Source organism: Pedobacter sp. PLR (assembly GCF_026239675.1).
GTDB lineage: Bacteria > Bacteroidota > Bacteroidia > Sphingobacteriales > Sphingobacteriaceae > Pedobacter.
The window spans coordinates 692,032-716,156 of sequence record NZ_JAPIVQ010000002.1; the positions used below are offsets into that span (position 1 = coordinate 692,032).

General features: G+C 39.9%; 23 protein-coding genes. 19 read left to right on the forward strand and 4 right to left on the reverse strand.

The window, feature by feature from the left end:
• Positions 1 to 16 precede the first annotated feature (16 nt).
• The 3 genes from OQX61_RS06635 to yihA form a co-directional block, all read right to left on the reverse strand.
• Complete coding sequence (locus OQX61_RS06635) at positions 17 to 1,732, reverse strand: M3 family oligoendopeptidase (RefSeq protein WP_265840853.1); 1,716 nt, start codon at positions 1,730 to 1,732, stop codon at positions 17 to 19.
• 159 nt (positions 1,733 to 1,891) lie between these two features.
• Positions 1,892 to 2,761 carry a UbiA-like polyprenyltransferase gene (locus OQX61_RS06640; protein ID WP_265840854.1) on the reverse strand — a complete coding sequence of 290 codons (870 nt, stop codon included), beginning with the start codon at positions 2,759 to 2,761 and terminating at the stop codon, positions 1,892 to 1,894.
• Between the two features lie 15 nt (positions 2,762 to 2,776).
• Positions 2,777 to 3,403 (reverse strand): ribosome biogenesis GTP-binding protein YihA/YsxC, encoded by a 627-nt coding sequence (yihA, locus tag OQX61_RS06645; protein WP_265840855.1) that lies wholly within the window; start codon positions 3,401 to 3,403, stop codon positions 2,777 to 2,779.
• 52 nt (positions 3,404 to 3,455) lie between these two features.
• Between yihA and ubiE the strand changes: the two genes are divergently transcribed.
• The 14 genes from ubiE (at position 3,456) to OQX61_RS06715 (ending at position 17,129) form a co-directional block, all read left to right on the forward strand.
• Complete coding sequence (gene ubiE / locus OQX61_RS06650) at positions 3,456 to 4,187, forward strand: bifunctional demethylmenaquinone methyltransferase/2-methoxy-6-polyprenyl-1,4-benzoquinol methylase UbiE (RefSeq protein WP_265840856.1); 732 nt, start codon at positions 3,456 to 3,458, stop codon at positions 4,185 to 4,187.
• Positions 4,188 to 4,274: 87 nt separating this feature from the next.
• Positions 4,275 to 5,033, forward strand: a complete 759-nt coding sequence (locus OQX61_RS06655; protein WP_265840857.1) for an outer membrane beta-barrel protein — start codon at positions 4,275 to 4,277, stop codon at positions 5,031 to 5,033.
• Between the two features lie 114 nt (positions 5,034 to 5,147).
• Positions 5,148 to 5,903 carry an SDR family NAD(P)-dependent oxidoreductase gene (locus OQX61_RS06660; RefSeq protein ID WP_265840858.1) on the forward strand — a complete coding sequence of 252 codons (756 nt, stop codon included), beginning with the start codon at positions 5,148 to 5,150 and terminating at the stop codon, positions 5,901 to 5,903.
• An 18-nt stretch (positions 5,904 to 5,921) separates the two neighbouring features.
• Positions 5,922 to 6,368: a GatB/YqeY domain-containing protein gene (locus tag OQX61_RS06665; protein ID WP_265840859.1), complete on the forward strand. Its 447-nt coding sequence runs from the start codon at positions 5,922 to 5,924 to the stop codon at positions 6,366 to 6,368.
• A gap of 111 nt (positions 6,369 to 6,479) precedes the next feature.
• Entirely contained in the window at positions 6,480 to 7,244 is a 765-nt protein-coding gene (locus OQX61_RS06670; protein WP_265840860.1) for an alpha/beta hydrolase, read from the forward strand.
• Positions 7,244 to 7,906, forward strand: a complete 663-nt coding sequence (locus OQX61_RS06675; protein ID WP_265840861.1) for a CBS domain-containing protein — start codon at positions 7,244 to 7,246, stop codon at positions 7,904 to 7,906. The genes OQX61_RS06670 and OQX61_RS06675 overlap by 1 nt, the downstream gene beginning before the upstream one ends.
• 9 nt (positions 7,907 to 7,915) lie before the next feature.
• Positions 7,916 to 8,797, forward strand: coding sequence for an NAD kinase (locus tag OQX61_RS06680; RefSeq protein ID WP_265840862.1), 882 nt, complete (start codon positions 7,916 to 7,918; stop codon positions 8,795 to 8,797).
• Position 8,798: 1 nt separating this feature from the next.
• Positions 8,799 to 9,635 carry a DUF6089 family protein gene (locus OQX61_RS06685; RefSeq protein ID WP_265840863.1) on the forward strand — a complete coding sequence of 279 codons (837 nt, stop codon included), beginning with the start codon at positions 8,799 to 8,801 and terminating at the stop codon, positions 9,633 to 9,635.
• Between the two features lie 18 nt (positions 9,636 to 9,653).
• Positions 9,654 to 10,394: an isoprenyl transferase gene (locus tag OQX61_RS06690; RefSeq protein ID WP_265840864.1), complete on the forward strand. Its 741-nt coding sequence runs from the start codon at positions 9,654 to 9,656 to the stop codon at positions 10,392 to 10,394.
• 114 nt (positions 10,395 to 10,508) lie between these two features.
• Positions 10,509 to 13,013 (forward strand): outer membrane protein assembly factor BamA, encoded by a 2,505-nt coding sequence (gene bamA, locus OQX61_RS06695; RefSeq protein WP_265840964.1) that lies wholly within the window; start codon positions 10,509 to 10,511, stop codon positions 13,011 to 13,013.
• A gap of 25 nt (positions 13,014 to 13,038) precedes the next feature.
• Complete coding sequence (locus tag OQX61_RS06700) at positions 13,039 to 13,569, forward strand: OmpH family outer membrane protein (RefSeq protein WP_265840865.1); 531 nt, start codon at positions 13,039 to 13,041, stop codon at positions 13,567 to 13,569.
• Positions 13,570 to 13,620: 51 nt separating this feature from the next.
• Positions 13,621 to 14,175, forward strand: a complete 555-nt coding sequence (locus tag OQX61_RS06705) for an OmpH family outer membrane protein (protein ID WP_265840866.1) — start codon at positions 13,621 to 13,623, stop codon at positions 14,173 to 14,175.
• A 64-nt stretch (positions 14,176 to 14,239) separates the two neighbouring features.
• Positions 14,240 to 15,070, forward strand: a complete 831-nt coding sequence (gene murI / locus OQX61_RS06710; protein WP_265840867.1) for a glutamate racemase — start codon at positions 14,240 to 14,242, stop codon at positions 15,068 to 15,070.
• Between the two features lie 157 nt (positions 15,071 to 15,227).
• A complete protein-coding gene (locus OQX61_RS06715; RefSeq protein WP_265840868.1) occupies positions 15,228 to 17,129 on the forward strand; it encodes a class II glutamine amidotransferase in 1,902 nt (633 codons plus the stop codon).
• 58 nt (positions 17,130 to 17,187) lie between these two features.
• On the opposite strand, the gene OQX61_RS06720 is transcribed toward OQX61_RS06715, so the two are convergent.
• Positions 17,188 to 17,814 carry a LysE family transporter gene (locus OQX61_RS06720; RefSeq protein WP_265840869.1) on the reverse strand — a complete coding sequence of 209 codons (627 nt, stop codon included), beginning with the start codon at positions 17,812 to 17,814 and terminating at the stop codon, positions 17,188 to 17,190.
• Between the two features lie 199 nt (positions 17,815 to 18,013).
• Between OQX61_RS06720 and OQX61_RS06725 the strand changes: the two genes are divergently transcribed.
• The 5 genes from OQX61_RS06725 to OQX61_RS06745 are packed head-to-tail and all read left to right on the forward strand — an operon-like array spanning position 18,014 to position 24,076.
• A complete protein-coding gene (locus OQX61_RS06725; RefSeq protein ID WP_265840870.1) occupies positions 18,014 to 19,621 on the forward strand; it encodes an MFS transporter in 1,608 nt (535 codons plus the stop codon).
• Positions 19,622 to 19,680: 59 nt separating this feature from the next.
• Entirely contained in the window at positions 19,681 to 20,145 is a 465-nt protein-coding gene (locus tag OQX61_RS06730) for a dCMP deaminase family protein (protein WP_265840871.1), read from the forward strand.
• A 43-nt stretch (positions 20,146 to 20,188) separates the two neighbouring features.
• Positions 20,189 to 21,721 (forward strand): glutamine-hydrolyzing GMP synthase, encoded by a 1,533-nt coding sequence (guaA, locus tag OQX61_RS06735; protein WP_265840872.1) that lies wholly within the window; start codon positions 20,189 to 20,191, stop codon positions 21,719 to 21,721.
• The gene (locus tag OQX61_RS06740) at positions 21,678 to 22,907 is read left to right on the forward strand and encodes an amino acid ABC transporter substrate-binding protein (protein ID WP_265840873.1); all 1,230 of its coding nucleotides are present in this window, start codon (positions 21,678 to 21,680) and stop codon (positions 22,905 to 22,907) included. Before guaA ends, OQX61_RS06740 begins: the two co-directional genes overlap by 44 nt.
• The gene (locus OQX61_RS06745; RefSeq protein ID WP_265840874.1) at positions 22,904 to 24,076 is read left to right on the forward strand and encodes an RsmB/NOP family class I SAM-dependent RNA methyltransferase; all 1,173 of its coding nucleotides are present in this window, start codon (positions 22,904 to 22,906) and stop codon (positions 24,074 to 24,076) included. Before OQX61_RS06740 ends, OQX61_RS06745 begins: the two co-directional genes overlap by 4 nt.
• Positions 24,077 to 24,125: the final 49 nt, after the last annotated feature.

The following is a 24,125-nucleotide window of genomic DNA, read 5'->3' on the forward strand; positions in this document are numbered from 1 at the left end:
AATTACTTCTAAACAATTAACCTAATTTCTGTAATTCGTCTTTTACAAAGGAAGCCAGTTCCTCTATATAGCTCAGACTGAAGTCGAATTTAATGCCCGCTGTTTCATAAATTTCATTGATCGGTTTCGTGTAACCCAAAGAAAGTGCAGCCAGATATTGTTCCAGTGCCTGCAGTGGATTTTCCTTGTAATTTTTCCAGATGGCAATGGCACCCAATTGTGCAATCGCGTATTCTATATAATAGAACGGAACCTCAAATAAGTGTAATTGCTTCTGCCATAGGTTGCCAAATTCAGCTTTCTGACCTTCCCAGTCGGCAAAGCCTGCACCAAAACGCGCATAAATCTGTTTGAAGGTTTCCTCTCTGTCTGCAGCATTATGACCAGGATTGGTATAAATCCAATGTTGGAACTGATCAATCACCGCCACCCATGGCAGGGTTTTCAGTACATCTGCCAGTTGCTCTTTTTTTGCGCGTAATAAATCTTCGGCATTGTCGAAATAAACATCCCAGTAATCCATAGAAATCAGCTCCATACTCATGGAAGCCAGTTCTGCTACTTCAGATGGACAATGTTTAAAGTCGTTCAGCTCCAGGTTAGCCGTCATAAAAGTATGAATCGCGTGACCACCTTCATGAACCATAGTGGTCAGATCTCTCAGCGAGCCTGCAGAATTCATAAAGATGAAAGGTGCGCCGGTTTCTGCCAATGGATAATTGTAACCTCCCGGTGCTTTGCCTTTTCTACTTTCTACGTCGAATAGGTTATTCGCTTTCATAGTGGCCAGCATTTGTCCCAACTTCGGATCAATCGCATTAAAACAGGCAATACTTTTGTCTATGAGTTCAGCACCGTTTTTAAACGGCTTTAGGGCTGCTTTGCCAGTGGTGCTCACTTCCATGTCCCATGGCTTTAAGGTGGTTAAACCTAGAGCATCGGCACGTTTTTGCGCCTGTTCTTTCAGGATAGGCACGACTTGTTTTTCAATCGCCTCATGGAAATGATAACAATCCTGAGGGGTATAGTCAAATCTGCCCAATGCCTGGAACATATAATCGCGGTAGTTTTCGAAACCTGCATTCAAAGCCACCTGATGACGCATCACCAACAGCTCATCAAACAGGATGTTTAAATCGTCTTTATCTACCAAACGGCGTTGTTGGATGGTCTCCCATGCCTGTTGTCTAACCGCTCTGTCTGTATCTTTAATGAAGTTTGAAGCTTGTTCAAGTGTGTATTCCTGGCCATTAATTTCTACACTCATGGCACCGGTAATCCCCTGGTAACGCTGTTGAGCTACCTGTAGTTTAGTCAGCAGCTCCACATTCTCTTCCCGATAGATCTCAATTGCTTTTCTGATCGCTCTGATGTAAACAAAAAATTTCTCCTGATCCAGCTCATCGATAAAAGGGCTGTCATTGAACTTTTGGTTCAGCTGATTGGCGATAGGGGAGATCTTCGGCTCGATTTCCGTAGCGAAGTATTGAAAATCTGCAACCAGCTTTTCATTTGCCGTATCACAACTCATGCGGATGTAACGCCAGGCAAAATCTTCCTCTAATGCAGCTTCCAGTTCACTCTTATCTTTCAGCCATTTTTCCAGTTCCTGAACATCAGCAATTGGACGTTCCAGCAATTCATCCAGAATAGGGGCTAAATTGTCCCATTTCATTTCAAGATGCTGCGGAATATAAGCTCTTTGCTTTACCGGTATATTAAGATTGATCATAGCTATTTTTAAATTACCAGGGCAAATATAATGAACGCAGGGCAGAGGCTTATACTTGTTAAAATAAAATCGGGCTAAAATTAAAAAGCCTTTTTCAAGCTGAGCTCGAAAAAGGCTTTTCCATCATCCTGAAGAAGGATTTCTGAATATCGTGTAGCGTTAGTATAGCAATGTTCTCATTAAGGCATCTGCAAGAAAGCAGGCTGCAAAAATTACAGAAGCAAAACCGTTAGTTGTCATAAAAGCCCGGTCTACTTTGCTGATGTCATTTGGTTTAACCAATAAATGTTGATAGATCAACATCGAGCAGAAAAAGGCAACACCCAGGTAATAAAACCAGCTAAAGTCATCCGGAGCCAGTGCGATGGGTGCAATGACACATATTGCAGAAAGTACATGAAGACCTTCTGAAAGTTTCAAAGCGTTTTTGATGCCCAATGCTGCGGGAATGGAATGTAGCTTTTCATCACGGTCAAAACCTTCGTCCTGAAGCGCGTAGATGATGTCAAAGCCACTTACCCAAAAAAGCACCGCAAAAGAATAAAGCACCGGAATCAATGCAAATTCACCGGTAACAGCGATATAAGCACCAATAGGAGCCAGTGAAAGCCCTAAGCCCAGTACCATGTGGCACAAAGCGGTAAATCTTTTGGTATAGCTATAAAATAAAACCACAAACAGTGCTACCGGAGATAAGTAAAAGCAAAGCGGATTGATGAATGCGGTGGTCACTATAAATAAAATACAGTTGACAATCACAAAGATCAGAGCCTCATTAGCTGATACTCTTCCTGCCGGAATATCACGCATTTGTGTACGTGGATTTTTGGCATCAATGTTTCTATCCAGGTACCTGTTAAAGGCCATTGCCGCATTTCGGGCAAAGACCATACACAGCAATACCATCACCAATAACATCCATTTAAACGGATTGGTGGTCGTTGTTACACCCAGGAAAAATCCGATCATCGCAAAAGGGAGCGCAAAAACGGAATGGGCAAACAAGACCAGTGAAAAATATTTCTTCATATCACCAATACCTGTTTAGTCTTCCTGAGGAGTTAAAATCGGCATGGCAAAATCAAGATTTGTCTGTTCGATAAATTTCAGGATCTCTTCTTTACCTGCGTATTTTTCAGCAGAAGTTACAAAACATGGAGGGATTTCTTCAAACCAACCACCTAATTCTTTTTTAAAGGCTGCTACGTTCTTATCCGTTTTTACTGCCGATTGTTTATCTGCCTTAGTGAAAGCCAGTACAAATGGAATCTGGATTTCTCCCATCCAGCAGCAAAACTCAAGATCGATCTTTTGCGGCTCCAATCTGCTGTCGATCAAAACGAACACGCATTGTAAGCTTTCTCTTTTGGTGATGTAGTTGCGGATAAATTTCTCCCAGCTTTCTCTGCTGTTCTTAGAAACTTTGGCATAACCATATCCTGGTAAATCTACAATATACCATTCGTCATTAATGAGAAAATGGTTAATTAACTGGGTTTTACCCGGCCTTTGGGACGTTTTTGCTAAACCATGCTGATTTACCAGCATATTGATCAATGAAGACTTCCCTACGTTGGAACGTCCGATAAATGCATACTCGGGCTTATTGGCAACAGGCAAAGCTGAAACCTTTGTATTACTACAAATAAATGTTGCTGATTTTATAATCATTTGACAAAGGTAGAAAATTAGTTTTCAACAATACTTATCTTTGCAGCTTACCATGAACGAAAAGATCACACCATACCAGTCTGCAACCGCTACTAAAAAGGAACAAGTAGCCTCTATGTTTGATAACATATCTGAAACTTATGATTTTTTAAATCACTTTATGTCGCTCGGAATTGATATTCTATGGCGTAAAAAGGCGATTGTAGAGCTGAAAGCGCTAAAACCGCGCCTGATCCTTGATGTCGCAACAGGTACCGGAGATTTCGCTTTTGAAGCGATAAAAATTCTTAACCCGGAAAAGGTAATTGGTGTAGATATTTCTGATGGAATGTTGGAAGTAGCCCGTAAAAAGATAAAAGATCGCAATTTGGGTAGTGTTTTTTCTGTTCAGATGGGCGATTCTGAAGGTTTACATTTTGACGACAATCATTTTGATGCCGTTACCGTTGCCTTTGGGGTAAGAAATTATGAAAACCTGGAAAAAGGATTGGCAGATATGTACCGCGTTTTAAAACCAGGTGGTAAAATCGTGATCCTTGAGTTCTCGAAACCAAGAAAATTCCCGGTTAAACAAGGGTATAATTTTTACTTTAACCACATCACACCGCTACTTGGGAAGATTTTTTCTAAGGATAATAAAGCCTACACTTATTTACCGGAATCTGTAGCCGCATTCCCGGATGGGGAAGCTTTTAATCAAATGATGACTAAAGTTGGCTTTAAAGAGGCAAAAGATAACAGATTGACATTTGGTGTCTGTGCAATTTACACGGGTATAAAATAACAATGCGATAGCCGGACCAGGGTTCGGCTGTAAAAAAAACACGATATTCCAGTTAAAGAACACGATATTCCAGTTTTAAGAATCCGTATGAAAGTAAAACTATCCTTTTTCTCTCTTTTGATGCTTGTGGGAGGTACCGCAAATGCGCAGAATTGGGGTGGAGGAATAGATGATACAGATCTGCATTTTGGGTTCACTTTTCAATACATCTCTTCGGAGTATAAGTTGTTAAAGAAAATAAATTGGAAGGAAAGTCCGGGGGATTTCCCTGATTTACCGGATTTTGTACCTAGAGGATTAAGCGCTATTGCGGCGAAACCTTCTCCCGGATTTGGAATCGGCTTTGTGGTGAACCAAAAGCTATTGGAAAATGTGGACCTCCGCTTAACCCCGGTTTTGGTGTTTAATGATCGGTTACTGACTTACCGCTTTGAGAATATTCCGATTACAGCAGGGCAACCTTTTTTAGAAGTAGAAAAGAAAGTGCAATCGACGCTGGTAGAATTTCCCCTCGGACTGAAAATCAAATCTAACAGAAGAAACAATTTCAGGGCCTATATGATTGGCGGGGTTAAATACTCTACGGATATCTCCTCCAAGAAAAAAAGCGACAATGCGAAGGTAACGGATCCGATGGAAATGTTCCTGAACAACAAAAAAAGCTTTCTTTCTTATGAAGCGGGATTAGGTATGGATTTGTATTTTGAATACTTCAAGATGTCGCCGGAACTGAAATTATCTTATTCTTTTGATAGTGTCATGAAAAGGGAAACACCACATGTGTTTTCCAATCCAATCGATAAGTTGATGTTACGCCATGTAACCTTCAGCTTGTTTTTTGAGTGATTTGTTAGAATTTTTTTAGTTTTGTTCAGACTATTATCAGCTTAACCGCACATTACTCCTGTTAAAAAGGGAAGAAATCATTTTTAATAATTAGCATTAAAAAAATATATACCAATGAAAACTGCATTAATTACAGGAGCAACTTCAGGAATTGGAGCGGCATGTGCTGATTTATTTGCTGCACAAGGTTATAATTTGATTCTTGTAGCAAGAAGAGAAGCGTTGTTGAAAGAGGTGGCCAGAGGCCTGGAAGAGAAATATGCAATTGAGACCAAAACACTGGTTGCAGATGTCAGGATTCATGACGATCTTTCTAATGCACTGGAAAGTTTACCTGCTGCCTGGAAAGCCGTAGATGTGCTGATCAATAATGCAGGATTAAGTCAGGGATTAGATCCGATTGATAAAGGGAGTATTTCTGATTGGGATACCATGATTGATACCAATGTAAAAGGCTTACTTTATGTGACTAAAATTGTGTCCAACTGGATGATTGTCAGGAAATCCGGACATATCATTAACATTGGCTCTATTGCCGGACAAGAAGTTTATCCAAATGGAAACGTATATTGTGCCACAAAACATGCAGTAGATGCCCTGAATAAAGGCATGCGCATTGACTTATTGCCTCATGGTATTAAGGTAACGGCCATCAATCCCGGAATGGTAGAAACGGAGTTTTCTAAAGTTCGTTTTAAAGGAGATGAAAGCCGCGCTAAAAAAGTATACGATGGCCTGGAGCCTTTAGTGGCCAATGACATTGCAGAAGCCATTTGGTTTGCAGTGAGCAGACCGGCTCATGTCAATATCAACGATATGTTGATTATGCCGACTGCACAGGCATCAGGAGCCATTATTAAAAGAGATTAACATTTCAATTCAAAAGATATGATATCAAATACTATAGATCAGGAAATTAAAAAAGCGATGCTTGCTAAAGATCAGGCCGCATTAAGAGGTTTAAGAGCAATTAAAGCAGCATTATTACTAGCGAAAACAGAAAAAGGATCAGCAGAAGAAATTACTGAAGAAACAGAAGCTAAGATTCTTCAAAAGCTGGTAAAGCAACGTAAAGAATCATCAGACATTTACAAAACGCAAGGTCGTGAGGATTTGAGCATTATTGAAGAAGAAGAGATCGAAGTGATCAGCCAATTCTTACCTAAGCAATTGGATCAGGCAGAAATTGAAAGTATTGTTGCACAGATTATTAAAGATTCAGGTGCTACCTCAGTAAAAGAAATGGGTAAAGTTATCGGCCTTGCCAACAAAGAACTTGCGGGTAAAGCAGACGGTAAATTGATCGCTGAAATCGTTAAAACGCAATTGGCATAAAATATGCTTGAATTGTATGTGTTTAAACTTTTTTCCAAAATTAATGTCTTAAATTACATATAATTTAATTTACTGCACTAACTTAGTAGCATTACCTTATTAACACAAAATATGAAATACGAAGTAATAGACGAAGACGGGTTTAAATATATTGAGGCTGGAAAAGGAGAACCCCTGGTATTACTTCATGGTTTAATGGGAGAGTTGAGCAACTGGGAACCAGCGATAGATCATTTTAAAGAAAAGTATCACGTAATCGTTCCAATTCTGCCACTTTATGAGCTTCCTATACTTACTTTAGGTGTAAAAAGTTTATCAAAATATATTCACAAATTTTTAAAATATAAGAAGCTTAATCAGGTAGTTTTAATCGGTAATTCATTGGGAGGGCATATAGGACTAGTCTTTACTGCTGCTCATCAGGAAAACGTAAAAGCACTGGTATTGACCGGAAGTTCGGGCTTATATGAAAATGCATTTGGCGGATCTTTCCCAAAAAGAGAGAACCGTGATTATATTAAAGAAAAAGTACAATTTACCTTTTATGATCCTGCAATAGCAACGGATGAACTGGTAGATGAGGTGTATAAAAGTGTAAATGACCGTTCCAGAGTAATCAGGATTCTGGCCTTAGCAAAATCTGCTATCCGCCATAACATGTCTAAAGAGCTGTCAAGAATCACGATTCCAGTTTCCTTAATCTGGGGAAAACAGGATAAAATTACACCTCCTGAAGTGGCAGAAGAGTTCCATGAACTATTGCCTAATTCAGAGTTAAACTGGGTTGATAAATGTGGACATGCACCGATGATGGAGCGTCCGGAAGTTTTCAACGAATATCTGGAGAAGTTTTTGAATAGAATATTATTAAAATAATGTTTGCAGCAGAGCTCATATCTAATTCAATTCCCCCGCTAAAGACTTCTGATTCAGTTCAGAAATCTTTGGAGAGGATGACTGAGTTCAAGCTATACCATTTACCTATTGTCAATGAAACACAGTTTCTGGGCTTACTGGCAGAGGAAGAGTTGATAGAAGTAAGGGATACCACTCAGGCAATCGGAAGTTTGCCTTTGTCTATTTTAAACCCTTTTGTGTATGAAGATGCACATATCTACGATATCATCAGACTTTTCCATCAGCTGCATTTATCGGTAATTCCGGTACTGGACTATAAAAAGAACTATTTGGGGCTCATTTCTATTAATAACCTGTTGGATTATACCGCAGATATTTATGCGGTGAAAGAGCCGGGGGGGATTATTGTGCTGGAAATCAGTAACCGTAATAACTCCCTTTCCCATATGGCACAGATTGTCGAAGCAGACAATGCGCAGATTCTTTCTTCTTATGTGCAATCTTTTCCCGATTCCACCAGATTAGAGGTGACTTTAAAAATCAATAAAACTGAATTGTCGGGAATTATCGCCTCCTTTGAGCGGTATGAATACCAGGTAAAAGCTGTGTTTAACAGCACCATTTCAGACAGTGGTACCGAAGACAGATATAATTCATTCATGAATTATTTAAACGTATAAACCCCATAAATGAGAACTGCAATATACGGTAGAGAGTTCAATAATAGTGTTCTACCATACGTACAGGAAGTATTCAATGTGTTGGGGGAGTTAAAAACACCCATTCTTGTTTACAAAGACTACCTTGATTTTATCAAAGACAAAATAAAGCTGCCAGATGGCATTGTTGCTTTTAGTCACCATACCGAACTGGTAGGTCACACAGATGTGTTGATTAGCCTTGGAGGGGATGGTACATTGCTCGATACCCTGTCGCTGATCCGTGATTCCGGAATTCCGGTAGTCGGGATTAATTTTGGCAGACTGGGCTTTTTAGCCAGTATCAATAAAGACGAAATCCGCATTGCGATTGAAGCTTTACGCAGTAAATCCTATGCTTTAGACAAAAGAACCCTGATCAATCTGGATTCTAAATTAGACTTGTTCGGAGAAGAAAATTTCGCCTTAAACGACATCACCATCCATAGAAGAGATAAGTCGGCGATGATGATTATCCATGCCTATATGAACGACGAGTTTGTCAATTCTTACTGGGCAGATGGCTTAATTATCGCCACACCTACAGGTTCAACAGCTTATTCTTTAAGCTGCGGGGGACCGATTATTTACCCGAGTTCACAGAATTTTGTCATCACACCGATTGCCCCGCATAACCTGAATGTTAGACCAGTCATCATTCCTGATGATGTGACGCTAACTTTTGAAGTGGAGGCGAGAAGCGCGAAGTTCCTGGTATCCTGTGATTCCAGAACGGAAACGGTAGACCGATCTGTGAAATTAACCCTCAACAAAGCGGCTTTTCATGTCAATCTGATCAGATTAAATGACGAAAGTTATTTGAAGACATTAAGAAATAAACTACTTTGGGGAATCGATACCCGAAATTATTAAAATGCATTACAGAATTCAGCTCTTCTGTTTTTTTTTCCTGTTTTTCATTGGATCTCCTGCCTTTTCCCAGAATCTGGAATTTGGCCTGATCGGTGGAGGGGCCGGATATATGGGAGATATGAATCAGAATAAGCCATTGAAAATCAGCGGAATTTCTGCCGGTGCCAATGTTAAACTGAACTTAGACCCTTATTGGAGTGTTGGCCTGCATTATACGCATGGGAAAATTAAAGCAAACGACCTGGAATCTGAGAATGAACAGTTCAGACAAAGAGGCCTTAATTTTAAGAGCAGTTTAAATGAATTCAGTTTACAGGTAGATTTCAATTTCTTTGAATATTTTGCCGGTGGTGGAACTAAGAATTTCACGCCTTATATATTTGCCGGAATAGGAGGGGTTTGGTTCAACCCGATCGGGAAGTATGATATTCCTTCAGATCCTGGAGAAAAAGAGTATCAGCTTCGCTTTTACCGGACCGAAGGACAAAAGGATACCTACCCTAATTCGGCCTTTACTGTGCCTTATGGCATAGGGTTTAAGGTCAGGCTAAAAGACAACTGGGGTTTATTCTCCCAGATCGGTTACCGGACGGCTTACACGGATTACCTGGATGATGTGAGTGGCAGATATCCTGCCGCTGATTTTGCAGCAAATGATCCTGCAGACCTGCGTTTGATTCGTGAGCACTTATCTGGCTTCCGTAGCAATGACCCTTCATTACCAGTTACTAATCTATATGGGACCCAAAGAGGAGACTTAAGAAAAAGAGATACTTATATGTTTGTAGGTATTGGCATATCTTATACCTTTGTGTCCCAAAAATGTTATACATTTTAAGCATATTTGCATTCATAAATGGGATTTAAAGAACAAATTGACATTACACGCCTACCTGAACACATCGCAATCATCATGGATGGAAACGGGAGATGGGCAAAAAACCAGGGTAAATTCAGGCATTTTGGCCATGAAAGTGGTGTGCTATCTGTGAAAGATATCGTAGAAGGCTGTGCCGATATCGGTATTAAGTACCTGACCGTATATGCTTTTTCTACGGAAAACTGGAACAGACCCATTGAAGAAGTTAACGCTTTAATGGAGTTACTGATCTCTACCATTAACCAGGAAACCGCTACACTCAATAAAAATAACATCCGGTTAAATGCCATTGGCGACATTGCTTCCCTTCCTCAAAAATGTATTGATGACTTGAAAAGTGCGATGGACAATACAGCGAAAAATACCCGTTGTACCCTGACGCTTGCTTTGAGTTACAGTGCGAAATGGGAGATCCTGGAAGCCGCTAAGAAGCTGGCTCAAAAAGCTAAAGATCAGGAGATTGAAATCGATGCAATCAATGAAGACCTTTTTTCTGCCCAGTTAACGACCACTAATATACCTGATCCCGAGCTGATGATCAGAACCAGTGGAGAACATAGGGTTAGTAATTTTCTGTTGTGGCAGATGGCTTATACGGAACTGTATTTTACCGATACGCTTTGGCCTGACTTCAGAAGAGAAGATCTTTTTGAAGCAATTGTAGACTACCAAAAACGTGAACGCCGCTTCGGTAAAATTAGTGAACAACTGAACTAATTTTACTTTTAACACTTTTTAACATGTGTTTAAATTAACTTAGCATCGATTTTTAGATTGTAAATGAAAAGAATATATCAACTTATACTATTGTTATTGATTGGTTTACCAACAATGGCACAGATCCGTCCCCAGTCCAATCCTGCAACTCCTACATTAAAAGTTAATGGCCTGGATCTGGATTATTTTAACCCCAAGGAGTACACTATTGCAGATGTAACCCTGTCAGGAACGAAATTCTTAGACAAAGATGTGATCATCACCCTTTCAAAATTAATTAAAGGGGAACGCATTGTACTTCCAGGTGAAGCAACAGCAAACGCAATTAAAATCCTTTGGGAACAAGGATTATTTGATGATGTACAATTAGACATTACTAAAATTGAAGGCGATTCAGTTTACTTTGATATTGAAGTCGTAGAACGTCCTAGATTGTCTTCTTTTGATATTCAGGGGGTTAGTAAATCTCAGAGAACGGATATTCTGGAGAAGCTGAATGCGAAGTCTACGAAATCTATTATCAACGAGAACTTATACAACTCAACCACCAGTATCATCAAAAAATACCTGCTGGAAAAAGGTTATTTCTTTACGACAGTAAGTTACAAGACTAAACCAGACCCAAATCAGGAAAACCATGTGATTCTGGAAGTGATTGTGGACAAAGGCCGTAAGGTGAAAGTTCATGAGATCAACTTTACAGGTAATGAAGTGTTTTCGGCTGCGAAACTTCGTAAGTTCCTTAAAAAGACTAAACAACAGGCTTTCTATAAAGTATTCGGTTCGGGTAAATTCAATAAAGAAAAATACGACGAAGACAAGAAAACACTGGTTGCTAAAATGCAGGATAAAGGATACCGTGATGCGGTAATTCTGAAAGACAGCATTTACAGGTATAATGATAAATCTATCGGGATTAAAATCGACTTATTTGAAGGTCCTAAATACTATTTCGGAAATATCTCCTGGGTAGGAAATGCTAAATATGCAGGTAAAGACCTGGAACGTATTTTAGGTATTGAAAAAGGAGAGGTTTTTTCTGAAGAGAAATTAGAGAAAAAATTGAGAGGTAGTGCAAACAGTGATGATGTATCCAGTTTATATCTGAACGATGGTTACTTAACTTTTAACGTTGATCCTATTCAGACTAAAATCTACGGAGATACAGTAGATGTGGAAGTTCGTATTTATGAAGGTCCTCAGTACACCAATAACCGTATTACGGTTAAAGGAAATACAATCACTAACGATAGGGTAGTACTTCGTGAGGTGCACACCAAACCAGGTGATAAATTCTCTAAAGATTTATTGATCCGTACGGTGCGTCAGATCGGTCAGCTGGGTAATTTTGATGAGTCTAAAACAGTACCTACGCCTAAGCCTAATCCGGCTGATGGAACAGTAGATATTGAATATGCGGTAGAAGAGAAACCTTCTGATCAGATTGAATTGTCTGGTGGTTTTGGTGGTGGTAACATCATCGGTACTTTAGGACTTACCTTCAATAACTTCTCCCTGAGAAATCTTTTCAACCCTAGTGCTTACAAACCTTTACCAAAAGGTGATGGTCAGAAATTAAGTCTACGTGGACAGACGAATGGTAAATACTACCAGTCTTACAGTTTCTCTTTCTCTGAGCCATGGTTAGGTGGTAAAAAACCAGTGAGTTTTGGGGTGAGTGCATTTACTTCCTTACAGTCTAACGGATTAAAAGCAGGTGAGATCCGTAGTGGTCAGCAGCAACAAAGAATCAGATTAAACGGGGTAACAGTTAGTTTAGGTAGAAGGTTAAACTTCCCTGATAACTATTTCCAGTTGAGTCATGCTTTGAGTTTCCAACAGTATATCCTGAACAATTATCCAGGTTATAAATTCAACACCGGTACCTCTTATAACATCAGTTTAGCACAGGAGTTGAGCAGGGATTCACGTGATTCGCCAATCTTCCCTACAGGAGGGTCTTATTTTAAATTCACGGTTCAGGCAACACCTCCATATTCATTGATTAATAAATTGAATTATGCGACTGCTCCTGATAAAGAATTCTATAAATTCACAGAATACCACAAATGGAAATTTGAATCTCAATGGTTCCATAGACTTGCCGGTAAATTTGTAGTGAAAGCACAGGCACAATTTGGTTTCCTTGGATCGTATAATAAAGAAGTTGGTGATCCTGCTTTCGAGCGTTTCAAACTGGGTGGTGATGGTATGCAAGGCTTTGACTTCTTACAAGGATCTGAGCTGATCGCTATGCGTGGTTATGCAAACAGTGCTGTTATTCCTAATGGTGCCAATGTACAGATCGCACAACAATCAGGTAGTCCAATCTTCGCTAAATATGTGTTGGAGGTTAGATATCCTGTAATTGCGAGTCCATCGGCTACAGCCTTCCTTGTCGCGTTTGCTGAGGGTGGTAATACCTGGAACAAGTTCTCAGATTTCAATCCTTTTAACGTTAGACGTGCAGCAGGTTTTGGTGCGAAGATATTTTTACCGATATTTGGAATGTTAGGAATTGATTATGGTATTCCTTTTGATAAGATTCCTGGTCTTGAGAATGGAGGAAAGCAATCGTTTACCTTTAGTATCGCTCAACAGTTAGGCGGATTTAATTAACGTTAGGAATAATAAAAAACAGGCTATGAAAAAATACCTTTTAATATGCTTCTTAAGCTTTACCTGTATGGGAGCTTTTGCACAGAAGTTCGCTTATGTAGATACCGAATATATTTTAAAGCACCTTCCGGAGTATAAATCTTCCCTGAATGAGCTGAACGTTGCTTCACAACAATGGCAGGCACAGGTAGATCAGAACTTTGTGGAGATTGATAAAATGTACAAAGCTTATCAGGCGGATCAGGTATTACTTACCGCTGATATGCGTAAGAGAAGAGAGAATGATATCATTGAAAAGGAAAAAGAAGCTAAAGATTTTCAACGTAGAATCTTCGGTCCGGATGGAGAACTTTTCCAGAAACGTGGTAAGTTATTAGGCCCGATTCAGGATAAGGTAACGAAGACGATTACGGAAGTAGCAAAGGGTAAACAACTGGATTTCATCTTTGATAAAAGCAGCGAAGCAACCATGATGATCTATGCCAGCAGCAATTATGATGTCAGTAATGATGTCATCAGATTACTGGGTTTCAAACCGGGAACTATCCTTAAATAATCAAACACAAATAGATAAACAAGTAAAAACAATTTATTAAGACAAATAGAAATGAGAAAGTCAATTAACGTATTTTTTATCGCAGCGGGGTTATTGTTTACTGCTAACGTAGCGAATGCACAACAAAAATTAGCGCACTTGAACTCGGCATTGATCATTGAAGCTATGCCAGAGGTTAAGGAAGCAAGAACTAAATTAGAAGCTCTAAGTAAAGCTAAACAAGCAGATTTAGAGAAAATGATGACTGAATATCAAACTAAACTTTCTGCAGCTGAAGCAAAACAAAAAACGTTGAGCGAAGCTAATAAAGAAACTGTTGGTAAAGAACTTCAGGCTTTAGGTGCTGAATTGCAGGATCTTCAAAAACGTATCGAAGATGCAAGAGCAAAAGCACAACAAGAAATGGAAGCTAAAAATGCTGAATTGTTTAACCCTATTCAAGTGAAAGCTGATGCAGCAATCAAAGCTGTTTCTAAAGAAAAAGGTTTCGCTTACGTATTTGATACTGCAAACCAGGCTTTAGTTTATTGGGATGGTGGTGATGATATCACTGCTGCTGTTAAAGCTAAATTGGGTATCGCTGCAACTGCAGCTCCAAAGAAATAATTAGAATTAAAATATATAAATTGCGGGATGGAGTGATAAAACTCCATCCCGCTTTTTTTTTACCATGAATACTGGACAATCTATAGGCGTTTTTGATTCTGGGTATGGTGGTTTAACCGTGTTTAAATCTATAGCCAGACAGCTGCCACAATACAATTATATTTATCTGGGCGACAATGCCCGCTCTCCTTATGGAGATCATTCCTTTGAAACGGTTTACCAGTATACTTTAGACTGCGTAGAATGGTTGTTTGAGCAAGGATGCCCATTGGTGATCCTCGCCTGTAATACGGCTTCTGCGAAGGCGCTACGTAGCATTCAGCAAAAGGTGCTTCCCCTAAAGTATCCGGATCACCGGGTGTTAGGTGTAATCAGGCCAACAGCTGAGGTGGCAGGCAATTATACTACACATCAAAAGATAGGGGTTATGGGCACCCGTGGGACGGTCAACTCTCTTTCCTATGTACTCGAAATTAATAAGTTTTTTCCTGAAATAGAAGTTCAGCAGCAAAGCTGTCCGATGTGGGTTCCGCTGATAGAGAACAATGAACACCTCAATCCCGGTGCTGATTATTTTGTGCAGAAGTACCTGGATGAGCTGCTGCAAAAAGATGCGGATATTGATTGCATCCTTCTTGCCTGTACACATTATCCTTTGCTGATTCCCAAAATTCAAGCCATCCTGCCGGCAGGAATTGAATTGCTCGGACAAGCGGATATTGTAGCCGATAGTCTGGATTTATACCTGCAAAAGCATCCGGAAATTGCAGCAAAGATCGCTCAGGAAAGTAACAGAAGGTTTTTTACTTCGGGGGATACCGCTGTGTTTGACCAGCATGCTTCCATCTTCTTTGGCGAGGATATCCAGTCGGATAAAATGAACCTTAAACTTTAATAAAAAGCATTTAGCAGACAATATGAACATTTTCTATTGCCTGCTAAACACTTTAAGCGGTATTTAATAAGGAGATTATAATCTCAATGAAAGATTGTATTTCTTTCTAGGTTCTGAAAATTATTAACGGTAAATTTGCGGCTCAAATCACACACGAATGAGCGACTCGATTAAGCACGAATGCGGTATTGCCTTTATCCGCCTTTTAAAACCTCTCTCATACTACCAGGAAAAATACGGTACCACTCTTTACGGCCTTAATAAGCTTTACCTTCTTATGGAAAAGCAACACAACCGTGGACAAGATGGCGCAGGTATTGCAACCATTAAACTTGATGTTAAACCAGGACACCGCTACATCAGCAGGTACCGGTCTATGGCTCAAAATGCGGTTTCAGATATTTTTGGATATGTACAAAGTAAATTTGTAGACATTCAGAATGAAACGCCTGAGCTAATGCAAGACTCTGAATGGTTGAAAACCAATGTTAGTTTTATCGGAGAAGTTCTATTAGGTCATCTTCGCTATGGTACACATGGTCAGAATAGTATTGAAAATTGTCACCCTTTCCTACGTCAGAACAACTGGATGACCCGTAATCTTGTGATTGCAGGTAACTTCAACATGACGAATGTGGAAGAGTTGTTAGAGCAACTTTATGAGCTTGGACAACATCCGAAAGAAAAAGCGGATACGGTAACAGTACTTGAGAAAATCGGTCATTTCCTTGACGATGAAAATCAGGAACTTTTTGATGCTTACAAAAAAGAAGGATTAGACAACGTAGAAATCACCCACAAAATCTCTGAAGGTTTAGATATTGCTAAAATTCTTCGTCGTTCTGCAAAGAACTGGGATGGTGGATACGCAATTTCTGGTATCGTTGGTAATGGTGACGCTTTTATCCTTCGTGATCCTTCGGGAATTCGTCCGGCATTCTATTATGCAGATGATGAGATTGTAGTTGCTGCTTCTGAAAGACCAGCAATTCAAACTGCATTCAATATTCCGTTTAAAGATGTGAAAGAAATCGAACCTGGTCATGCGCTTATCGTTAAGAAAAACGGTACCGTAACTCAGGAAGTTTTCAGAGAGCCTCAGGAAAAAAGAGCTTGTTCATTTGAACGCATTTACTTCTCGAGAGGATCTGATGCAGATATCTATAAAGAAAGAAAACATTTAGGTGCATTATTGTGTGATCAGATTTTGAAATCAGTAAGTGCAGACCTTAAAAATACCGTATTCTCTTTTATCCCGAATACCGCTGAGGTTTCTTTCTACGGAATGGTAGAAGGCTTACACAGCTATATCAGAGGCGTACAAAAAGATACCTTACTGAATCGTAAAGAACAACTGAGCGATGAGGAACTGAATGAATTGCTATCCATGAATCCAAGAGTGGAAAAACTGGCAATTAAGGATGTAAAACTAAGAACGTTCATTACCCAGGATGCCGATAGAGGTGATATGGTAGCGCATGTTTATGACACTACTTATGGCGTAATCAAGAACGGTACAGATACTTTAGTTGCTATTGATGACTCAATCGTTAGAGGTACAACCCTGAAACAAAGTATCATCAAGATTATCGACAGGTTACATCCTAAGAAGATCATTATTGTTTCTTCTGCTCCACAAATCCGTTACCCTGATTGTTATGGTATCGATATGTCTAAAATGGGAGAATTTGTGGCTTTCGAAGCAGCGATTCAATTGTTAAAGGCTCGTGGTATGGAACACATCATCGAAGAGGTTTATCAGAAATGTAAAGCTTCTCTGTTGTTGCCAAAAGAAGAGATCGTTAACCATGTGAAAGACATTTACAGACCTTTCACACAGGAAGAGATTTCTGCACAAATCACGAAAATCATTACCCCTGAAAACATCAATGCAGAGGTAGAAGTGATTTATCAGACTCTGGATAATTTACATGTAGCTTGTCCTGATCATACCGGCGACTGGTATTTCTCTGGAAACTACCCGACGCCTGGTGGTAACAAAGTTGTGATTAAAGCTTTTGTGAACTGGAAAGAAGGAAACAACCAGAGAGCTTATTAATTAAGCACTTTAATAAAATACAAATCCCCGCCGGGCTTATTGCCTGGCGGGGATTTTTTTATTTATAATGTTTGAATAAGACTTCAATGAATAAGCGGATGGCAAAGATGATGATAACCGCACCTGCAATCCTGTTGAGGTTTTGTATGGTCTTCTCTTTGATACGGTACCGGAGCTTTGCCGCATAATAAGTTTTTACGCCATCTACGGTCAGCTGTGTGGCCATGGCCACAATAAAGAAAACCACTTTCTCGGCCATGGTTAAATGGAGTTGCACCGAAATGATACCGCCCACCATAATCCAGAACATTAGCGTAGTAGGAGATAAGAGGCACATTAAAAAGCCTTTAAGGATGTATCCGCGCTTTTTAATCTTCGCAATTTCACCCACATCATAACTCACTTTTACCTTGTTGAAAAGGTAATACAACCCGATCCCAAATAAAAAGAGGCCTCCAACGATGCCTATATATTGAAAGTATTCTGATTTATAGTCTACAAATTGCGCACTGAAAATGGTAAGCGTGATAAAAATAATGTCACTAAAAATCACACCCACCGCAAGAGAAAACCCGGCTTTGAAGCCTTTCTCAATGCTCGTTTTAATCATGGAAAAGAATACAGGACCCGTTAAAAACGAAAATAATATACCTGCACCCACCCCCTGTAATATTGCTTCAAACATTCACCTAACTTCTAAAATTATGCTAATATGCGATTTTATGAATAAAACCAGCCTTATTATTTAATAGATTCCCTGGCGTACCCCGCCAATCTATCCCCTGAAAGCCGACCAGGAAAGTACCAGTGTGTAAACATTACACTTTAGCAAACAGTTTTTTTTATTTAAGTTTAGCGCACCAAAATAAGTTACTAACGATTATATGGAACAACAATCTAAAAAAAATTACGGCACCGCTTTGTACACAATTATTACTGTGTTCTTTTTCTGGGGCTTTGTTGCGGCTTCAAATGGTATTTTTATCCCATTCTGTAAAGCGCATTTTAATCTGACTCAATTCGAGTCTCAACTTATTGACTTTACATTTTACGGTGGATACTTTATTGGGTCGCTGTTGTTGTACTTCGCTTCTCAAGCCAGTAAAGTAGATATTCTGAATAAAATCGGTTACAAAAAAGGGATTATCGCCGGATTACTCATCTCTGCAGTAGGTGCATTGATCATGATTCCCGCGGTTCATTCCGGATCTTTTATCTTTATATTATTTACCTTTTTCGTGATTGCCCTGGGTTTCTCCCTTCAACAAACTGCGGCTAACCCTTTTGTGGTAGCTTTAGGTGCGCCTGAAAGTGGTACACACCGTTTAAACCTCGCCGGTGGTATCAATAACCTTGGTGGATTGATGGGGCCTGTAATCGTGAGTGTGGTTTTATTCGGTACCGCAAATGATGCGATCCCGAAAGAAGTAGAAATCAGCTCAATCAATAACCTGTATTATATTCTTGCAGGCTTGTTTATCGCAGTAGCGATCTTTTTCGCGCTTTCGAATTTACCAAAAGTAACCAGTGATGAGAAAGTAGAAGCCAGTCCTAAGCCTAACGGCCCGCTGGTAGTGATGATTCTCGGTTTCTTAATGGTTGCCGCTGCCGGACCTTTAGCTCATGCAACAGGTATTCCTGCTTCCGTATTTGTTTACTCTTCACTGGCCATTATTCTTGGGGCCTTACTGTTTGCTTATACCGTGAAAAAAGATAACCCTGAGAAATGGGGGGCTATGCAATACCCGCAATTGGTATTGGGAATGTTGGCGATCTTCATGTATGTAGGTACAGAAGTAACCATTCAAAGTAACCTGGGGGCTCTGTTAAACCTGAAAGAATTTGGAGGTTTAGCAGAGTCTGAGATCAAACAATACATCTCGCTATACTGGGGAAGTATGATGATCGGTCGTTGGACTGGTGCAATATCGGCCTTTAGGATGTCTAAAACATTGAGAAATATATTAACCGTAGTGGTGCCTTTCGTTGCTTTCGGAGTGATTTTATTCGTAAACCACTTTACCGGAACAGATGTAGGTAACTTATATGTATATGGTATCTGTATCGCTGTAATGATTGTTGCTTTTTACCTTGGACAGGAGAAACCAGCCAAAACACTGGCAATTTTCGGTACCTTAGGGGCTATTTCTATGGCTATTGGTTTATTAACCACTGGTCATGTTGCTATCTTTGCTTTCGTAAGTGGTGGATTGTGCTGCTCGATCATGTGGCCTTCGATCTTCGCCTTATCGATTACCGGATTAAACAAATACACCAGTCAGGGTTCTTCATTCCTGATCATGATGATTTTGGGTGGTGCGATTATCCCGCCAATTCAGGGTGAACTTGCTGATACTATTGGTATCCACAGTTCTTATATCGTTCCTGCAATCGGATTTGCTTACCTGGTATTCTTTGCCTGGAGAGTGAGCGCTGTGCTGAAAAGTCAGGGCATTAATGTAGAAAATATTGAGGCCGAAGGTGGTCACTAATTATATTTAACAGGAAAGCTTCCCATTGAATAAATGGGAAGCTTTTTATTTATACCTATATGAGTAAAAAGAGTTTCGATCATATTTATATGAATTTAGCAGTAGATCTTGCTGCCCGTTCCCATTGTGTAAAGGCACATGTTGGTGCTGTGCTGACAAAAGATACCAGGATTATTTCTATCGGTTATAACGGGCCACCGCCGGAAACACACAATTGTGATGAAGAATGGCCGGAGACTGGTTGCGACAGAGATTCCCGCGGAAGTTGTTCCCTTGCCCTCCATGCAGAAGAAAATGCAATTTTGTACGCTTCCAAAAACGGAGCTAAAGTAGAAGGTGCAACCTTATATACCACACTTTCACCATGTATCGCCTGTGCAAGATTGATTTTATCCTCCGGAATTAAGAAGGTTTTATACCAGGATTCTTATGCAGAATACAAAGGATTGCCTGGTGATGAGGGCGTAGATTTTCTAAGAAGGTTCGGTGTAGAGGTAATTAAGTATCAAATCGCGGTTAATTGACATTCTGTCTTGTACCAGCAGGTAAGTTTTCTTAACTTTGGCCATGCTAGAAAAAATCATAATTCTCGATTTTGGTTCCCAATACACGCAGCTAATTGCCCGCAGGGTGCGCGAGCTAAATGTGTATTGCGAAATTCATCCTTTCAATAATATTCCTGAAATCACATCAGACGTAAAAGGTATCATCTTTTCAGGTAGTCCATTTTCGGTTCGTCAAGCAGACGCTCCACAGATTGACCTGACTAAATTCCACCTTAAATTCCCTGTATTGGGCGTTTGTTATGGTGCGCAATACATGGCGCAACAACTTGGTGGTGAGGTTCAGGCTTCATCAACTCGTGAATACGGCAGGGCTAACCTGAATTTCGTTGCTAGCGGTAATAAATTATTTAAGAACATTAATCTGGATTCTCAGGTATGGATGTCTCATGGAGATACCATCACTAAGATCCCTGAAAACTTTGAACTGATTGCAAGTACCGACAGCGTAAAAGTTGCGGCTTATCAGATTAAAGATAGCGAAACGTATGCGATTCAGTTCCACCCGGAAGTGACTCACAGTACTGACGGAAAGCAATTGTTGGAAAACTTCCTTGTAGATATCTGTGGATGTCATCAGGAATGGACTTCTGAAGCTTTTGTAGAAACGATTATTGCTGATTTAAAAGAAACTATTGGTAATGATAAAGTTGTACTAGGCCTTTCTGGCGGTGTAGACTCTAGTGTTGCTGCGGTATTGTTGCACAAAGCAATCGGTACTAACTTACACTGTATTTTTGTTGACAACGGGTTACTTCGTAAAGACGAATATGAAAGTGTATTAGAACAATACAAACACCTTGGTTTAAACATCAAAGGTGTGGATGCTAAGGAACGTTTCTTAAGCCAGTTGGCTGGTGTTACTGATCCTGAGTTGAAACGTAAAGCAATCGGACGTGTATTTATCGAAGTTTTCGATACAGAAGCACATTTGGTTGAAGACGTGAAATGGTTGGCGCAAGGTACTATTTACCCTGACGTAATTGAGTCGATCTCTGTAAACGGAGGTCCGTCAGCTACGATTAAATCTCACCATAATGTTGGTGGATTGCCTGATTTCATGAAACTAAAAGTAGTAGAGCCATTGAAAACTTTATTCAAGGATGAAGTGAGAAGAGTGGGTACTTCACTAGGTTTAGAGCATTTTATCATTGGCCGTCACCCTTTCCCTGGTCCGGGATTAGCGATCAGAATTCTTGGTGAGGTGACTCCGGAGAAGGTAGCTATCCTTCAGGATGCGGATGCGATCTATATTAATAACTTAAAAGAAGCAGGTCTTTACGATAAAGTATGGCAGGCAGGAGCAATCTTCCTTCCGGTACAATCTGTAGGCGTAATGGGTGATGAACGTACTTACGAGAATGCCATCTGTCTTCGTGCAGTGGAATCTGTAGATGGTATGACTGCCGATTGGTGTCATTTACCATATAACGTACTCGCCAAAATTTCTAATGAAATTATTAACAAAGTAAAAGGAATAAACCGCGTAGTATATGATATCAGTTCAAAACCACCCGCTACAATTGAGTGGGAATAAGTATTGGCTGATCATTTGTATTGCTTTCTTATTTTCGGCATGTTCGCCGAAAATAAGAAAGCCTGCAAATAAAAAACCCGACGGCCAGGGTAAAGAGAAAGAAGTAGAAAAACCTGTAGAGCGGTTTACACAGGCTAATATTTCTTTGCTGATCCCTTTCCGCCTCAATGAAATTAACCTGAAGACGGCTACCAAAGCCGGGGTTGATAAAGCAGCAATGGCCATAGACTTTTACCAGGGTTTTAAACTGGGAATAGATTCTGCGGCAAGTTTGGGCTTAAACTTTAACCTGAATGTCTACGATACCCGTGATACCAATGCGCAGATTGACGGACTGCTCAGTAAAGGTACTTTAACGTACAGTAATCTGTTGGTAGGACCGGTATTTCCTCAGGGCATTAAACACATTACTCCTTATTCTATTGCCAGAAATATTCCGGTAATATCACCACTCGCAGCTACACATCCGAAAGAATTTAACAATCCAAATCTGATCTCGGTGGTCAATAATATAGACCTCCATGCAGCCAAAATTGTGAATTATGTGGCTAAGAACTATTCTCCTGAAAACACCATCGTCGTGTTGATCAATCCGAAATCAACTAGTGATGAAGTGGTTGCTGCACCTTTACGCGAGTATTTTAAAGTCAATAACAAGGCTTTTGTGCTACAGGAATATCCTTCGGTGTACAGTTTGGAAACGAAGATGCAGAAGGATAAAAAGTATGTCCTGATCGTTACTTCTGCTGATCGAAAGTTTGTGGTTCCTACCTTAGACAGGTTGATGAAGATTAAAAGTAAAGGCTTTGACCTGAATTTATTCGGACACCCGGATTGGATCAAACAGAATTATAATGTAGACAAGTTACAGGCTTTAAATACCAGTATCACCGCTTCTTATCATGTCAATTACCATAGTCCGGCAACCCTGCAGTTCATTAAGAAATACAGGGCAGCGTACAGATTTGAGCCTTCTGAATATTCTTTTAAAGGCTTTGATATTGGTTTTTATTTTGGTAAATTATTTGCAGAACATGGAGCTGATTATTTAAAATACCTGACCAGAGAGAAGTATGAAGGACTACACAATACCTTTGATTTTTATCACGATGAAAAACTGGGTTATATCAATACCAGTTTAATGCTTTTACGCTATAAGAATTTTGCTATAAATATTGTAGAATGAGAATAGAACATCAGATCCGGGCGTTTGAGCAGATTTTTAAAAGCTACGATGGGCTTTTGCCTTTACATCGGTTTTTACATCTCTATTTCAAACAGAATAAAAAGATGGGCTCTTCGGATAGAAGATGGTCCAGCCGTTATATATATAGTTTTTTCAGATTGGGAAAGGCCCTGATGAAAGAACAGCAGGTATTGCGTTTGGCTGTTGCTGATTTTCTATGCAATACGACACCAAGTCTGGTGGTAGATACCCATCTGCCAAATCTGGCTGATCAGATCGAATTGCCACTGAAAGCTAAGCTGGCCTTAATTGAAACTGCTTTTCCTGCCTTTAAACTGGCAGATGTTTTTTCTTTCCATCAGAATTTAAGTGCTGCGGTGGAGCAGGAAGATTTCTTTGAATCTTTCTTTATACAGCCGGATTTATTTCTGAGGATAACGAAAGGACACCTGAAGGATTTACTGGCCGCTTTGAATGCACATGAAGTGCCGGTGAAGGAACTCAGCGAAACAACCCTGATGTTGCCAAATGGCACTAAACTGGAAAATATATTCCCCAACCAGAAGTTTTATCAGGTTCAGGACCTTTCTTCTCAAAAGACAGGTTTGTTTTTTGAACCTAAAGCTTATGATCGCTGGTGGGATTGTTGTGCTGCTTCAGGGGGTAAATCACTGCTGCTACACGATTTGGAGCCTACTGTGCAGCTCGTGGTAAGTGACGTTAGAGAAAACAGCTTAAACAACCTTGATGATCGTTTTCATGAAGCTGGGATTAAGAAGTATCAAAAGAAAGTACTGGATCTGTTGCAAAACAACGATCAGGATTTACATGATTACGAATTTGATGGGATTGTACTCGATGCCCCTTGTTCCGGATCCGGTACCTGGGGACGTACACCAGAAATGTTGTATTACTTTGATGAGCACAAAATCAGTATGTACACCCGTTTGCAGAAGGGAATTGCAGCCAATGTGGTCAAATACCTGAAAGTCGGGAAACCATTGATTTACATTACCTGCTCCGTTTTTAAGCAGGAAAATGAAGAAGTAGTTCGTTTTCTGGAAGAAACTCTTCCGCTAAAACTGGAGAAAATGGAAGTGATTAAAGGATATAAAGATGCTGCGGATACAATGTTTGTAGCCCGTCTGATTAAAACGGAAACGGCTTAAGACTGGAAAAAAGACGCTTAACCGCGCATTTAAAAATAGAATGGCCCTT

Bases quoted from the DNA above. Each gene is read 5' to 3' on its own strand.
- OQX61_RS06705 (WP_265840866.1), top strand. From the start codon at position 13,621: ATGAGAAAGTCAATTAACGTATTTTTTATCGCAGCGGGGTTATTGTTT.
- OQX61_RS06740 (WP_265840873.1), top strand. From the start codon at position 21,678: ATGATATCAGTTCAAAACCACCCGCTACAATTGAGTGGGAATAAGTAT.
- OQX61_RS06700 (WP_265840865.1), top strand. From the start codon at position 13,039: ATGAAAAAATACCTTTTAATATGCTTCTTAAGCTTTACCTGTATGGGA.
- ubiE (WP_265840856.1), top strand. From the start codon at position 3,456: ATGAACGAAAAGATCACACCATACCAGTCTGCAACCGCTACTAAAAAG.
- OQX61_RS06675 (WP_265840861.1), top strand. From the start codon at position 7,244: ATGTTTGCAGCAGAGCTCATATCTAATTCAATTCCCCCGCTAAAGACT.
- OQX61_RS06680 (WP_265840862.1), top strand. From the start codon at position 7,916: ATGAGAACTGCAATATACGGTAGAGAGTTCAATAATAGTGTTCTACCA.
- OQX61_RS06670 (WP_265840860.1), top strand. From the start codon at position 6,480: ATGAAATACGAAGTAATAGACGAAGACGGGTTTAAATATATTGAGGCT.
- OQX61_RS06720 (WP_265840869.1), bottom strand. From the start codon at position 17,814: ATGTTTGAAGCAATATTACAGGGGGTGGGTGCAGGTATATTATTTTCG.
- OQX61_RS06745 (WP_265840874.1), top strand. From the start codon at position 22,904: ATGAGAATAGAACATCAGATCCGGGCGTTTGAGCAGATTTTTAAAAGC.
- OQX61_RS06635 (WP_265840853.1), bottom strand. From the start codon at position 1,732: ATGATCAATCTTAATATACCGGTAAAGCAAAGAGCTTATATTCCGCAG.
- OQX61_RS06730 (WP_265840871.1), top strand. From the start codon at position 19,681: ATGAGTAAAAAGAGTTTCGATCATATTTATATGAATTTAGCAGTAGAT.
- OQX61_RS06725 (WP_265840870.1), top strand. From the start codon at position 18,014: ATGGAACAACAATCTAAAAAAAATTACGGCACCGCTTTGTACACAATT.
- OQX61_RS06715 (WP_265840868.1), top strand. From the start codon at position 15,228: ATGAGCGACTCGATTAAGCACGAATGCGGTATTGCCTTTATCCGCCTT.
- OQX61_RS06655 (WP_265840857.1), top strand. From the start codon at position 4,275: ATGAAAGTAAAACTATCCTTTTTCTCTCTTTTGATGCTTGTGGGAGGT.
- bamA (WP_265840964.1), top strand. From the start codon at position 10,509: ATGGCACAGATCCGTCCCCAGTCCAATCCTGCAACTCCTACATTAAAA.
- yihA (WP_265840855.1), bottom strand. From the start codon at position 3,403: ATGATTATAAAATCAGCAACATTTATTTGTAGTAATACAAAGGTTTCA.
- murI (WP_265840867.1), top strand. From the start codon at position 14,240: ATGAATACTGGACAATCTATAGGCGTTTTTGATTCTGGGTATGGTGGT.
- OQX61_RS06690 (WP_265840864.1), top strand. From the start codon at position 9,654: ATGGGATTTAAAGAACAAATTGACATTACACGCCTACCTGAACACATC.
- OQX61_RS06685 (WP_265840863.1), top strand. From the start codon at position 8,799: ATGCATTACAGAATTCAGCTCTTCTGTTTTTTTTTCCTGTTTTTCATT.
- OQX61_RS06665 (WP_265840859.1), top strand. From the start codon at position 5,922: ATGATATCAAATACTATAGATCAGGAAATTAAAAAAGCGATGCTTGCT.
- OQX61_RS06660 (WP_265840858.1), top strand. From the start codon at position 5,148: ATGAAAACTGCATTAATTACAGGAGCAACTTCAGGAATTGGAGCGGCA.
- OQX61_RS06640 (WP_265840854.1), bottom strand. From the start codon at position 2,761: ATGAAGAAATATTTTTCACTGGTCTTGTTTGCCCATTCCGTTTTTGCG.
- guaA (WP_265840872.1), top strand. From the start codon at position 20,189: ATGCTAGAAAAAATCATAATTCTCGATTTTGGTTCCCAATACACGCAG.